Below are 14,085 nucleotides of genomic sequence, written 5' to 3' on the forward strand. Positions count from 1 at the left end.
CGCCCCCGGAGCTGGGGGGAATCGGTGCGCGTCACGAGGGGCGCACCGGAGGGAAAGAGGTCCGTCAGGACCGGACCCGGCCCGTCAGGACCGGACCGCCGGCAGGGTCTTCATCCGGACGGCCTCGGTGCCGCTGTCGTTGTGCCGCAGCGCCCAGTTCTCCAGCGTCGTGCGGCAGGCGTGGTCCAGATGGCGGGCCTCGGTCAGGTCCAGCTCGATGGGCCGGTCCTTGGGCAGGGACTCCAGGGTCTCCAGGATGCGGGGGAGCCGCAGGAATGTGGCGTTCCCGGTGAGGGTCACGACCATCCGGCCGTCAGTCAACTCCCTTACGTCCAGCTGGACATGGGAGGTGTCCCAGGCGGACTTGACCACGGCGAGCACCAGGCCGAGCACCACACCCTCGAACATGTTGGTCACCACGATGGCGATCGCCGTGACGGCGAGGACGACGGCCTCGCCGCGGTGCTCCCGGGCGAGCGGGACGATGTCCCTGAAGGGGATCAGCTTGCACCCCGCGTGCACCAGGACACCGGCGAGCGCCGCCAGCGGGATGATGCCGAGCGCGGCGGGCAGCAGCACCGCGAACAGCAGGAGCCACGCGCCGTGCAGGATCCGCGAGAGCGGAGTGCGGGCGCCCGCCTGGACGTTGGCGGAGCTGCGGACGATCACCGCGGTCATCGGGAGCGCGCCGAGCACACCGCAGACCGTGTTGCCGACGCCCTGGGCGACGAGCTCCTTGTCGTACTGCGTACGCGGCCCGTCGTGCATGCGGTCCACGGCGGCCGCGCTGAACAGCGACTCGGCGGACGCGATCAGGGTGAACGCCAGGACGGTGCCGAGCAGCGCCACGCTGCCCAGCTCGGCGAGGTCGCCGAAGCCCGGCGGCTGGACGGCGTCGACCATGCCGCGCACCGACACGTTCGCCACGTCGAGCCGGAGGCCGGCGGTGACGGCGGTGGCCAGTGCGACCGCGGCCAGCGGGGCGGGCACCAGGCGCGCTGCCGCGGGCAGCTTGGGCCACAGCACGAGCACACCGATGGTGCCGAGGCCGACGGCCGCGGCGGTCAGTGAGGCGGTGTCCCGCACGGTGTCGGCGATCAGTCCGGGCACTCCGGTGATCTTGTCGACGCCGGAGAGCGGCTGCTTCGCCCCGGCCATCGTGTAGAGCTGGCCGAAGATCAGGACGAGTCCGATGCCCGCCAGCATGCCCTGGACGACGGAGACGGATATCGCGCGGAACCACCGTCCGCAGCGCAGCAGGCCGAGTGCTATCTGCAGGGCGCCGGTGAGCAGCACGATCACGCCGAGCATGCTGAGCCCGAATTCGCGGACGGCCTCGAAGACGAGCACGGTCAGGCCGGCCGCGGGGCCGCTCACCTGCAGGGCGCTGCCCGGCAGGAAGCCGACGACCAGGCCGCCGACGATACCGGTGACCAGGCCCAGTTCGGCGGGCACGCCGGAGGCGACCGCCACGCCGACGCACAGCGGCAGGGCGACCAGGAAGACGACGAGTGAGGCCAGGATGTCCCGGCGCAGCACGCCCGGTTCGCGCAGGGCGGCGAACGGCGAGTGAAGGGGGGATGGCGGTGTGGGAAGGGAGGACATGAGGGTGGGGGTCCTGTCGTGGGAGCGGGCCGGTCAGTGGGGCGCGGCGGCTCTCACAGCGGTGCGAACGCCGGCCGGCCGGTGTCCGAGGGGCGGTGGGCGGTGACGGTGCCCGTGTGCACCTCGTAGTACCAGGCGTGCAGGGTGAGCGAGCCGTCGGCGACGCGCTCCCGTACGCAGGGGTAGGTCCGCAGCCGTTCCACCTGCGCGAGCACATGGGTCTGGACGGCTTCGGCCACGTCCGGCGAGGACGCTGCGAGCGAGCGCAGGGCGTCGTCGGGGGCGACGGAGTGCTCCAGCCAGTCCCGTACGGCGGGCACCGCCGACAGGTCCTCGCGGCGCACCAGCGCACCCACCGCACCGCAGTGCGAGTGTCCGCAGACGACGATGGAGCGGACGCCGAGCACGCACACCGCGTACTCGATGGTGGCCGCTTCGCTCACGGGGTGGTGGCCCGGGCCTGTCTCGTCCGTGCGCCCGGCGCGACGGTCTGCGGGGTAGGGCGGTACGACGTTGCCCGCCGTGCGGAGTTCGAAGAGCTCGCCGGGGCGTGCTCCGGTGATCAGGGTCGGGACGACACGTGAGTCGGAGCACGTGACGAAGAGGGCCTCAGGGGACTGCCCGGCTTCGAGTGCCTCGAACGCCGCGGCGTTCCGGGGGTCCGCCACGTGTGTCGTGGCGAACGAACGGGCGTGGTCCATCAGTGATTTCAAGGTGGCCTGCCTCCTGCGTCTCTCCGGCGGGGCCGGGGCGCGGTGTGGTCGGGTCGTTGGTGACGGTGGGCGGCGCCGCCCGCTTGTGGCGGGGGTGGGGCGCCGACCTGGTGGACAGCCTGGACGGCCGTCGTGTCCTCCACTTTGCCATCGCATTACGGTTGGATGGCAGAGCAAAATTCTGCCAAAGAATGAGTAATAACCGCCCCTCGGCTGGGAGTTGGTCCAGCAATCAACCGTTGGGTAAAGATCGAGGTGCAGTTTGTGTGGGCGAGGTGAAGGGGATCCGTTCGCGAGCTGTTGCATTCGCACCCGAACCGGGCGCGCACCCCGGCGCGAGAAAACGGATCGGATCAGAGGGCGCCCGGTTGTTACGATCCCCGCCTCGGTTGCCCGGCCGCGGTGTACGCGGCTGTCGGAGGGGCGGCCGGGCGGAGGGTAAAGGAACCGGGCGAGCAGAAGAGCAGAGGAACATGCCGGAAACGTCGTTCCAGGGGCAGGCCGTCGACACCGACCCGGCCCCGCACGTCTTCCTCGTCGTGGGCGTCCCGGGGTCGGGCAAGAGCTCGGTCTCCGCGGAGCTGGCCCGCCGCTTCCCCCTCGGCGCGCACATCGAGGGCGACCACCTGCAGGACCTGATCGTCTCCGGGGGCCGTCTGCCCAAGCCGGAGGAGGACCTGGAAGCCGACCGTCAGCTTTTGCTCCGCGCGCGCAACGGAGCCGTGCTCGCCCGCAGCTTCCATGCCGCGGGCGTCGTCCCGGTCATCGACGACGTGGTGGTGCGGCGCGCGCATCTCGACTTCTACCGGGAGCAGTTGCAGGGCCTGCCGCTGCGTCTGATCGTGCTCGCGCCGTCGATGAAGGTCGTCTCCGACCGGCTCACCGCACGCGACAAGGTCCTCGCGGACGACTGGTCGTTCCTGGACGAGGCGATGCGCGCCGAACTCGCGGGCGAGGGCCAGTGGTTGGACAGTTCCGGGCAGTCGCTCGACGAGACGGTGGACGCCATCGTGGCGAAGCTCTGACCTCGGCGGGCGGTCCCCGGCCGACTCCGCCCGCCCGGCCTCGGCCCGGGACGACTTCCCTGCGCAAGAAGAGGTGCCGGGCGAGCAGGACCTGCGCCTGGGTGCCGCCGCCTCGTCCGCGTGCCTGAGCCCGTAGCCCGATCCCCACGACCCGCTACGGACCTCCGGCATGATCCACGTCATAGGGCGGCCGCGCCGACATCAGGCGTGCTGCGCCTGGTCGTACACCTTCTTCGCCGTGGTCTTCAGGATCTCCCCGTACATCTTGGTCGGCTCCAGGGAGTCGAGCGCGCTGTTGACGGAGACCAGGGTCCCCTTGCCGGTGGCGGCGTCGAAGTCCGCGAGCCACGGGCCGCCGCTGGAGCCGCCGCTCATGTCGCAGGGGATGGCCTGGGTGGTCCCCTCCTTCTTCGCGGTGCCGACGCACCGCAGGAGCTCCTCGCCGAGCTGCGGGCGGGTCGCCGAGTAGCCGAGGGCCGAGATCGTGCCGCCGACCGGCCGGCCGAAGGCGACGGGCGTGCCACCCACGACGTCCGTGAGCTTCTTGCCGTCCTTGCCGGCGTCGACGACCAGCGTGGCCACGTCGTCGGTGGAGTCCGTCTCCCAGGCGCGCGGGGTCACGGCCTGGCGCACCGCGAACGCGCCGTACGGCTTCGTGCCCTTGTGGTACGCGGGCACGAAGACCATCGCGATGTTGGTGTTGGCGGGCGATGAGCCCCGGCGCACGCAGTGGGCCGCCGTCATGACGGCGGAGCGGTTGGCGCTCTTCACCGCGGTGGCCGTGCACCAGGTGTCGGCGCCGGCCGCGTTGACGAAGAACAGCCGCCCGACGGTCTTGAGCGTGGGGCCCCGCCACGGCTTGGCCTTGGGCCCGGTCGGGCCGAGATCGACGGACTCGCCCACGGCCTTGATGCGGGCGGGAGTCCAGTAGGAGAGCGCCTCCTTGCGCTCCTGCGCCGTGTACTTCAGTGCGGAGACGGGGCCGGCGTCGGCCCGCATCCGGCTCGCCCCGGCCTTCGCCGTGGCCGCGGGCGTGGTCGGTGTCGCCGTCGCCGGGGCGGGGACGGCGAGAGCGAGGGCCATGCCGGCGGCGGCGAGCCCCGTGGCCCGGACGAGATGACGACGGGCCACGAGGGCGGATGTCTCGGTCACAGCAGGGTCTCCTTGACGGTGCGACAGGTGCGACGGACGCGCCGGGTACGCCAGGCGCGACGGACACGACGGGCACGGACCGGCGGACAGGGCGGAAGCCGATGCGCCGTCCGTAGCCGTGGTGCCGGATCCGCACTGCTAGAGCGGAGAACCCGCCACACGGGTTGCGTCACCACCGAGCTGTGTCGACAAGCTGTGACACGGCCGGACGGCCTCCCCGCGACCGGGCCGGCCGGACGGCCGTCCGCCACGGGGAGACCGCCGGGAGCGGATCACGGATAGGAGACCACCGTCGACGGCACCGTCGACGTGCCCGACGTGGCGGCGCCCGTGTCGTTGATGACGTGCTCGTACTGGCCCTTGCCGCCCAGCGAGACGACCAGGAGGTCGTGGAACTTGACGCCCGACGTCCGCGGCGCGGCGAAGCCGTGGTCCTGGCGGATCGACGGGTCCGACGTGTAGTTGCAGTAGCTGCCGAGGCCCCACCCCTCGTGGGCGGTCACGGAGTTCTCGACCTTGTAGGCCGCGAACCCCTTCACGCTGCCGTCCTGGACGGCAGCCTGGTTGGGGGCGTCGTACGCCTTCTCGTTCTGGAAGAAGACCGTGCGGCCGCGCTGGCCGAACCACTGCACGTCGTACTTGTTGAAATGCTCCACGAACAGGCCGGTCGCCAGGACGTCGTCGCCGTAGACGCGCACTCCGTAGTCCGCGCGGTTGGTCTCCCAGCCCACGCCGGCGCCGTGGTCGGCCCGCCACACCCAGGTGTGGTCGACGATCGTGTGACGGCTGTTGACCTCCATGCTGACCGTGGCCTTGCCGGGCCCCGCGCCGCCGATGCGGATGAAGACGTCCTGGACGGTGATCGGGTTCGCGGAGTGGTCCCTGCTCGCGCCGCGTGGCCCCACCTGGAGCAGTACGGGGGAGTTGACGGGGCCGGCGTCGATGAGGAACCCGGCGAGCCGCACCCCGTCCACGTCGGCGACCTTCATCGCGGCCACCCCGCCGTCGGGCACCAGGGTGGCGTAGCCGAGGCCGAGCACGACGGCGTCGGCGCGGTTGACCTCGATCGCCCGGTCGACGTGGTAGATGCCGGGTGTCAGCAGGAGGTTGAGGCCCTGGGCCAAGGCCTCGTTCATCGTGGCGGCGCTGGTGCCGGGCTTGGCGACGTAGAACTGGGTGAGGGGCAGCGAGGTGCCGCGGGGCGTGCCGCTGCCCCAGGTCGTACCACGCGCATTGGTCCGCTTCTCCGGCAGGAACACCCGGTACTCCGAGCCGCTCAGGTACAGGAACGGCTTCTCGCGCGAGATCGGCGTGGTCTCCAGCGTGGTGTACGGCGGGTTCGGGAAGCTCTGGCCCGGCGCGCCCTGCACCCCCGAGAACACCATGTTCCAGACGGCGTTGACCCAGCCGCCCACCGAGCTGTCCCGGGTGTACCACTGCTGCTGCGAGTAGGGGCCCACGCTGCCCTCGATCCGGCTGTCGGCGATATAGCCGCCGCTGGCCCAGCCGTAGCCGTTCGGGGCGAGGTTGAGGCCGCCCCTGATGTGCATGCGGCGGAACGGGGCCGCCTGCGCCACGGCCCACCGGTTGGTGCCGTTGACCGGCGTGAGCGCCAGGTTCTCCGCCGAACGCCAGAAGTTCTGGGTGGCGTTGCCGTTGAACCAGCCGGCGTCGACCGTCACGTCGCCGTTGATCGACGTGTCGTCGGGGGAGAGGCCGAGCCCCGCGATCGAGGTGTAGAAGCCGAGTTGGGCGTTGAGGCCGTTGTACGTGCCCGGCTTGAACAGCAGCGCGTAGCGCCCGGTGCCGAACTGCGCGCTCTCCTGCTGCTTGAAGATCTCGTCGAGTCTGGCCTGGATGCCGGAGGTGGACGGCGAGAAGACGATCACGTTGGGCCCGAGGTCACCGCCGCCCGGGAGGCGTGCGGCCGGGGTCCGGGCGGAGGCCGATGAGGCCGGGGAGGCGGCGGCGGTCGTGGGAGCGAGACTCGCGGCGGCGGCCGACGCGGCGATCGCGCCCAGAACCGTGCGACGTGTGGGGGAGGTTGGCATGGGGCTCTCCTGTTTCAGAAAGTGAACGATCAGGGGCCGTGGGAGCGCTCTCTTGACCGGGAATAGTTCATCCGCGTGAAGGGCGCGTCAAGAGGTAGCTCTGTAGTGACGGTTGTTTTCGCTGTTGAAGCGTCAAAAACCGTACGAAGTCGGCTAGTTGAGCCCAAGCGGCTCTGGTGCGGCGCGGTCGGTGCGCGCTCTGGAGGCAGGAGGGGAGGGAGCCGTCGAGCGTTCACTTTCTATTGACACGGTCACGCCAGGACCGCAACACTCCGGAAACGGGAGAGCGCTCTCCCGGAGCGCTCGCAAGGTCCCCCAAGGCAGTCCCTTCCGATGCGGCAGGAGGTCTCCATGGCACGGAGATCGAAGATCATCTCAGGGTTACTGGTATCCGGCGCGCTCCTGGTGACCTCGCTGGGGGTGGGCGGCATGGCGCTGGGCGCCGACGCCGACCCCGTACCGGCGAGCGCGGCCGGCGGCGGTTCCGCGCACACGGCGCACTCCGCGCAACGGGCGGGGCACGCCATGGCGGCGTCCACCGTCCCGGCCGCCGAGGACCGTGACGGCGACGGTTTCATCCCGGCGAAGTCCCCGGTCACCGACGTGAAACCCGCGCTGAAGGACCCGCCCCACCGGTACTTCCACGAGTTCCAGGCCAACTGTTCCGTCACGCACACCAGGCCGGACGACCCGATCGTCTACCCGGGGCAACCGGGCAAGTCCCACGACCACACCTTCATGGGCAACACGACGACCGACGCCCGCAGCACCACGGACTCCCTGAAGCAGGGGAACACCGCCTGCAAGGCCCCGGGCGACAAGTCGGCGTACTGGATGCCCACCCTGTTCAAGGGCGACCAGCCGGTGCTGCCGGTCGGCCCGCAGACCATCTACTACAAGGCCGGCGTCACCGACTACACGAGCGTGCGTCCCTTCCCTGAAGGGCTGCGCTACGTCGTGGGCAGCCCCATGCAGTCCGCGGACGAGTTCCGCCGCCATCCCGGCTTCGTGGAGGGCTGGGAGTGCGGTGAGAGCTACTTCAACGTCGACATTCCCAAGAACTGTCCGACCACGCAGTCCACTCAGCTCAACATCCGCTTCCAGGCCCCCAGTTGCTGGGACGGCGTGCACCTGGACTCTCCCGACCACCAGAGCCACATGGCCTATCCGCAGGTGAAGTCCGGCACCAACGACAACGTCTGCCCGGCCTCCCACCCGGTCGCGCTGCCGATGATCGAGTTCAAGATGGCGTTCCCGGTCAACGGTGATCTCTCGCAGGTGCGGCTGGCCAGCGGCGAGGGCCACTCCTTCCACTACGACTTCTTCAACGCGTGGGACCCCGCCACGCTCAAGGCGCTGGTCGACCACTGTGTCGTCGGCGGCCTGCAGTGCGACGCCCGCGGGTACGACCAGACGCACCCCGAGGCCGGCGCGGCGCTCGACGAGAACTACGAGCTGCCGTGACACACGCCGGGGGCGGCCCGGCTCCCCCGGGCCGCCCCCGGTTCCTTCTCTTCCCTCCCGCTCTTCGGGTTCCGTCCTCCGGGTTCCGTGTCGCTCCCCGGAGCCACCTCCCTCGCACGCCTGCTCCTCACCCTCCCTCAGGAGATCCCCCATGCCCTCGACCCCCGCATCCCGGCCGACAGGCGGCCGTCGCCTGGCCGTTCCGCTCACCGTCGCCCTGTTCGCCACCGGCTGTCTCGCGCTGCCCGCCCAGCAGGCCGGCGCCGCGGGCAACGTGGTGAAGGTGACCGGCTCCCAGGGCAACTGGCAGCTCTCGGTGAACGGTTCGCCCTACCAGATCAAGGGCCTGACCTGGGGCCCGAGCGTCGCCGACGCCGACAAGTACATGCCGGACCTCAAGTCCATGGGCGTCAACACGATCCGCACCTGGGGCACCGACGCCTCCAGCAAGCCGCTGTTCGACTCGGCCGCCGCCCATGGCGTCAAGGTGATCGCGGGCTTCTGGCTGCAGCCGGGCGGCGGCCCGGGCAGCGGCGGCTGCGTCAACTACCTGACCGACACCGCGTACAAGAACCAGATGCTCGACGAGTTCCCCAAGTGGGTGCAGACCTACAAGGACCACGCCGGTGTCCTGATGTGGAACGTCGGCAACGAGTCGGTGCTCGGACTCCAGAACTGCTACACCGGTGACGAGCTGGAACGGCAGCGCAACGCCTACACCACCTTCGTCAACGACATCGCCAAGAAGATCCACTCCGTCGACCCGAACCACCCCGTGACCTCCACCGACGCGTGGACCGGAGCCTGGCCCTACTACAAGAGGAACGCGCCGGACCTCGATCTGTACGCCGTGAACTCCTACAACGCCGTGTGCGACATCAAGTCCACCTGGGAGCAGGGCGGTTACACCAAGCCCTACATCGTCACCGAGACCGGGCCGGCGGGGGAGTGGGAGGTCCCCGACGACGCCAACGGAGTGCCCGAGGAGCCCACGGACCGGGCCAAGGCCGAGGGCTACACCAAGGCCTGGAACTGCATCACCGGCCACAAGGGCGTCGCGCTCGGTGCCACGATGTTCCACTACGGCACCGAGTACGACTTCGGCGGGATCTGGTTCAACCTGCTGCCCGCGGGCCAGAAGCGCCTGTCGTACTACGCGGTGAAGAAGGCCTACGGAGCCGACACCTCGCACGACAACACCCCGCCCGTCATCTCCGGGATGACCGTCGAAGGGGACGCGGCCAAGGTCCCCGCGGGCGGCGCGCTGACCCTCGCCACCAAGGCGACCGACCCCGACGGCGACACCCTGTCCTACGAGGTCCTCGCCAACAGCATGTACATCGACAAGGACAAGAACCTGACGCCCCTGCCCCTGACGAACCTCGGCTCCGGCCGGCTGAAGGTCACCGCACCCGACCGCACGGGCGTCTGGAAGATCTATGTGAAGGTCACCGACGGCAAGGGCAACGTCGGCGTCGAGACGCGCTCGGTACGGGTCGTGGCACCGCCCGTCAACGGCACGAACATCGCCCTCGGCAAGACCGCCACCGCCTCCTCCCACCAGACCGGCGGCGGCGACTGCCCCTGCACCCCCGCGGGAGCCGTCGACGGCAAGGTGACCACGCGCTGGGCCAGCGACTGGAGCGACCCCCAGTGGCTCCAGGTCGACCTCGGCTCCAGCCAGTCGTTCCGGCACGTCCAGCTCAACTGGGAGACGTCGTACGCCAAGGCCTACACGATCCAGACCTCCGACGACGGGCAGAACTGGCGGACCGTCCGCGAGGTACGGGACGGCAACGGCGGCATCGACGACTTCGACGTCAGCGGCACCGGCCGCTACGTCCGCGTCAACGGCACCGCCCGCGGCACCGGATGGGGCTACTCGCTCTACGAGTTCGGTGTCTACCGCTGACCCAGCCCGTCCGGAACGAGAACAAGGCGGATTCGATGAACGACGAGGAACTCCTGCGGCTGCTCGACAAGTTGAGCACCGAGCAGAAGGTGCGCCTGCTGACCGGTGCGACGACCTGGCGCACCCACGCCGAACCGGCCGTCGGCCTGGGGGAGATGGTGACCTCGGACGGACCCGCCGGAGTACGGGGCGAGGCCTGGGACGAGCGGCGGACGTCGGCGCTCCTGCCGTCGGCGTCCGCGCTCGCGGCGACGTGGGACGAGCCGCTCGTCGAGGAACTCGGCGGGCTGCTGGCCCGGGAGGCCCGGCGCAAGGGCGTGCACGTGCTGCTCGCCCCCACGCTGAACCTGCACCGCTCGCCGGTGGCCGGCCGGCACTTCGAATGCCTCTCCGAGGACCCGGAGCTCGCGGGCCGGACCGGGGCCGCCCTGGTCCGCGGCATCCAGGCGCACGGCGTCGCAGCCACCCCCAAGCACTATGTGGCCAACGACTCCGAGGCGGGCCGCATGACGCTGGACGTCCGGGTGGCCGAGCGGACCCTGCGGGAGGTGTACCTCGCCCCCTTCGAGGCGGCGGTGCGGGCCGGGGCGTGGGCGGTGATGGCGGGCTACAACGGCGTCAACGGCACCACCATGACGGCCCACTCCCTGCTGACCCGGCCGCTCAAGGACGAGTGGGGCTTCGACGGTGCCGTGCTCTCGGACTGGGGCGCCGCCCGCACCACGGTCGACACCGCGACCGCCGGCCTCGACCTCGTCATGCCGGGGCCCGGCGGCCCGTGGGCCGAGACACTCCTCGATGCCGTCCGCGCCGGCCGCGTTCCCCAGGCGGCCATCGACGACAAGGTGGTCCGGGTCCTGCGGCTGGCCGACCGGGTGGGGGCCCTCGGCCCCGCCCGGTCCGCCGCCGTGCCCGTACCGCCGCCCGGGTCCACCCGCCGGCTGCTGCGCCGCGCCGCGGCGGCCGGCACGGTGCTCGTGTCCAACGACGGTCTACTGCCCCTGTCGGCAACGGAGTCGGGCACGGTCGCGGTGATCGGAACCCATGCGGCACGGCCCCAGGTGCAGGGCGGCGGCAGCGCCGGGGTCCACCCGGAGCGGATCGTCACGCCGCTGGCCGGGATCCGTGACCACCTGCGCGGCCGGGCGCGGGTCGTCCACGCCCCCGGCCCGGCCGTCGGTGCCCCGCCGCCCCCGCTGGGAACCGAGAACTGCCTCGACCCGAGCACGGGGGAGCCGGGTGTCCTCGTCAGGGTCCTGGACCCCCATGGCCGAGAGCTGCACGCCGAACACCGCACGACCGGACGCCAGTTGGAGCCGCCGACCCCGCAGGGAGCGCACACGGTGGAGGTCAGGGCGCTGCTGACCCCGACGGCCGCGGGCGCGTGGACCTTCGGCGTCGGCGGCTTCGGCCGGATGACGCTCACCGTCGACGGACGGCCCGTGGTGGACGGCGACTTCCCGTGCCGCACCGACGACCCGGCCGTCAAGCACGTCACCCCGCCCTGCCGGTACGGACGGGCGGAGATCGGCGGCACCGAGCCGGTGCTCGTGGTGGCCCGGCGGGAACTCGCGCCGGACACCGGCCGCGCCACCGTCGTCACCGCCGCGCCGCCCCGCCCCGACCCGCACGAGGCGCTCGCCGAGGCCGTCGAGGCGGCGCGCCGGGCCGACGTGGCGGTGGTCGTGGTCGGCACCGCGGAGGGCGCGGAAGCCGAGGGCCACGACCGGACCTCGCTCGCCCTGCCCGGCCACCAGGACGCCCTGGTCACCGCCGTCGCGGCCGCCAACAGGCGGACGGTGGTCGTCGTCGAAGCGGGCGCGCCGGTCGAACTGCCCTGGCGGGACGCGGTCGCCGCCGTGCTGCTCACCTGGTTCCCCGGGCAGGAGGCGGGCGCCGCCCTCGCCGACGTCCTCTTCGGCGGGACCGAACCGGGCGGCCGGCTGCCGACCACCTGGGGCGCCCGGCTCGACGACGCCCCGGTCGCCGCCACCCACCCCGACCGGAACGCCGTGACCTACGCCGAGGGCCTGCACCTGGGCCACCGCGCGTGGCTGCGCGCCGGGCGCTCGCCCGCCTACTGGTTCGGGCACGGGCTCGGCTACACGACCTGGGCGTACGAGGCCGTCGAGGCGCCGGCCGCCGTGATGGCGGGCGACGACTTCCACGTACGGGTGCGGCTGCGCAACACCGGTGGGCGCTCCGGCCGCGAGGTCGTCCAGGTGTATCTGGCCAGGCCGGGGTCGGCGGTGGAGCGCCCGGTGCGCTGGCTCGCGGGCTACACCGCGGTGCGGACGGTGCCGGGCGGGACGGCGGAGGCGGTGGTGCGCGTCCCGGGACGCGCCCTGCGGCACTGGTCGACTCCGGCCGGATCCTGGCGGATCGAGCCGGGCCGGTTCTCGGTGCTGGTGGGGCGCTCCGCGGGCGATCTGCCCCTCGCCACCGCCGTGGACGTGCAGGAGGGCTACTTCTCCCAGCCCACCGTCTCGGGCAGGGGGTTGTAGAAGATGGTCGCGCCCACGTTCGCCAGGCCCTTCTTGACGCCGTACGTCGACGGGCCGCTGAACAGCGGGAGCTTGGCGTAGTCCTGGAGCGCCTTCCGCTCGACCTTGTTCACCGCGGTGGTCTGCCGGTCCAGGTCGGCGATGTCCGACGTGGCGCGGATCTCCTTGTCCAGTGCGGGGGACCCGGCCCCCGTGATGTTGGAATCACGGTCCGAGCAGTAGGTCTCGCACAGGTAGCGGGTGCCGTAGGGGTCCATCGAGCGGTTGCCCGAGAGGAACAGGTCGAACTTGCGCTCGCTGAGGATGGTGGAGAAGTCCGCGTCGTCGCCCTTCTTGATGGCGAGGCGCACGCCGACCGGCTTCAGCATCGCGGCCAGCGCGCCCGCGGTGGCCTTGCCCAGCGGGTCGTCGCCCAGCAGCGTGTATCCGACCTCCAGCTTCTTGCCGCCCTTCTCCCGGACACCGTCGCTCCCCGGCTTCCAGCCCGCCGCGTCGAGGTCCTTCTTCGCCTGGTCGGGCCCGTACTTCAGGACGGCCGACACGTTGTCCTCGTACCCCTTCTGGAAGCTGTAGAGAACGGCCGATCCGGGCAGCGGCTCCTTGTAGTCCAGGCCCTGGAACTGGATCCTGGCGATCTGGGTGCGGTCGATGCTCTCCTGGATCGCCTTGCGTACCGCCTTGTCGCCGAGGACCGACGACTTGGTGTTGAAGTTCAGCGAGTACTCGAACGGGCTGCCGCCGCTGCGTATCTCGGTGCCCTTGAGCCCCTTCACCTGCTTGAGGCTCTCGGCGTCGACGGCGGAGACGTAGTCGATCTGACCGTTCTTGAAGGCGTTGACCGCCGCGGTCGACTCCAGGTTGACGTAGACGCGCTTGTCGAGCTTGCCCTTCTTGCCCCACCACTTCGGGTTGCGGACGAAGGTGATGTTGCCCGAGTGGGTGTTCCACGAGCCGACCGTGTACGGGCCCGCGCCCCACTCGGGGTGCGCCTTCTTCACGTACGCCTTGTTGAAGTGGTCGGCCGTCGCGGCCTTCGGGTGCAGGAACGTGGAGAACAGGCTCGGCCAGGCGGCGTTGACGCCCTTGAAGGTGATGACCGCCTGCTTGTCGTCCTTGCCCCGCGCGACGTCGGTGATCCGGTCGTAGCCCTCGGTGGACGAGGCCGCGAGGTCCTTGTCGGAACCGTTGTTGGCCTTCCAGGTGGCCTTGATCGCGGTCCAGTCGATCGGCGTTCCGTCGTTGAAGGTGGCCTTCTTGTTGATCGTGAGGACGACCTTCTGGTTGCCACCCTTCACGGAGACCTTCACATCGCTGAAGTAGTCGGGGTTGTACCGCACTTCACCGGTGGGCGAGAAGGTGATCGCGTTCGCGTTGTACCAGGCCCATACCCGGGAGGCGACCAGAGTGCCGTTGACGTGGAAGGGGTTGCCCTGTTCGTCGAACGTGCCCACCGTCGTGTAGGTCCCGCCGTCCTTGAGCTCGTCGTACGGCGTCGGGTTGTAGTCGGCGGCGGCCGACGCGGCGGAGGGGGTGTCCTTGCCGTCCGAGCCCGCGGCGTCACCGGATGAGGACTGGCACGCGGTGGCGGTGACGGAGATGGCCGCGATGAGAGCGACGGGCAGGGCGAGTCTTGCGCGCATGGGAGAGCGTCCTTGGGGT

The 14,085-nt window shown here is 71.0% G+C and carries 9 protein-coding genes; 4 read left to right on the plus strand and 5 right to left on the minus strand.

The window, feature by feature from the left end; all coding sequences use genetic code 11:
* Nucleotides 1–84: 84 nt before the first annotated feature.
* Together ACZ6B8_RS24175 and ACZ6B8_RS24180 are read right to left on the minus strand one after the other, a co-directional pair.
* Nucleotides 85–1,605: a SulP family inorganic anion transporter gene (locus ACZ6B8_RS24175; RefSeq protein ID WP_471608563.1), complete on the minus strand. Its 1,521-nt coding sequence runs from the start codon at nt 1,603–1,605 to the stop codon at nt 85–87.
* A 53-nt stretch (nt 1,606–1,658) separates the two neighbouring features.
* Nucleotides 1,659–2,318 (minus strand): carbonic anhydrase, encoded by a 660-nt coding sequence (locus tag ACZ6B8_RS24180; RefSeq protein ID WP_471608564.1) that lies wholly within the window; start codon nt 2,316–2,318, stop codon nt 1,659–1,661.
* Nucleotides 2,319–2,791: 473 nt separating this feature from the next.
* On the opposite strand from ACZ6B8_RS24180, the gene ACZ6B8_RS24185 reads away from it, so the two are divergent.
* Nucleotides 2,792–3,343: an AAA family ATPase gene (locus tag ACZ6B8_RS24185; RefSeq protein ID WP_471608565.1), complete on the plus strand. Its 552-nt coding sequence runs from the start codon at nt 2,792–2,794 to the stop codon at nt 3,341–3,343.
* Between the two features lie 201 nt (nt 3,344–3,544).
* Here the strand turns inward: ACZ6B8_RS24185 and ACZ6B8_RS24190 are convergent, their stop codons facing one another.
* Entirely contained in the window at nt 3,545–4,495 is a 951-nt protein-coding gene (locus tag ACZ6B8_RS24190) for a trypsin-like serine peptidase (RefSeq protein ID WP_471608566.1), read from the minus strand.
* Nucleotides 4,496–4,767: 272 nt separating this feature from the next.
* On the minus strand, nt 4,768–6,546 hold the full coding sequence (locus ACZ6B8_RS24195) for a coagulation factor 5/8 type domain-containing protein (RefSeq protein ID WP_471608567.1): 1,779 nt from the start codon (nt 6,544–6,546) through the stop codon (nt 4,768–4,770).
* 351 nt (nt 6,547–6,897) lie between these two features.
* Between ACZ6B8_RS24195 and ACZ6B8_RS24200 the strand changes: the two genes are divergently transcribed.
* From ACZ6B8_RS24200 to ACZ6B8_RS24210, 3 genes are all read left to right on the plus strand, one after another.
* Nucleotides 6,898–8,010, plus strand: a complete 1,113-nt coding sequence (locus ACZ6B8_RS24200) for a DUF1996 domain-containing protein (RefSeq protein ID WP_471081508.1) — start codon at nt 6,898–6,900, stop codon at nt 8,008–8,010.
* Nucleotides 8,011–8,161: 151 nt separating this feature from the next.
* Nucleotides 8,162–9,922 (plus strand): discoidin domain-containing protein, encoded by a 1,761-nt coding sequence (locus tag ACZ6B8_RS24205; RefSeq protein ID WP_471608568.1) that lies wholly within the window; start codon nt 8,162–8,164, stop codon nt 9,920–9,922.
* 35 nt (nt 9,923–9,957) lie between these two features.
* Nucleotides 9,958–12,426, plus strand: coding sequence for a glycoside hydrolase family 3 C-terminal domain-containing protein (locus tag ACZ6B8_RS24210; protein ID WP_471608569.1), 2,469 nt, complete (start codon nt 9,958–9,960; stop codon nt 12,424–12,426).
* Here the strand turns inward: ACZ6B8_RS24210 and ACZ6B8_RS24215 are convergent.
* A complete protein-coding gene (locus ACZ6B8_RS24215; protein ID WP_471608570.1) occupies nt 12,387–14,066 on the minus strand; it encodes an ABC transporter family substrate-binding protein in 1,680 nt (559 codons plus the stop codon). The genes ACZ6B8_RS24210 and ACZ6B8_RS24215 overlap by 40 nt on opposite strands.
* Nucleotides 14,067–14,085 lie beyond the last annotated feature (19 nt).

This window comes from Streptomyces sp. NPDC041122 (assembly GCF_055592445.1).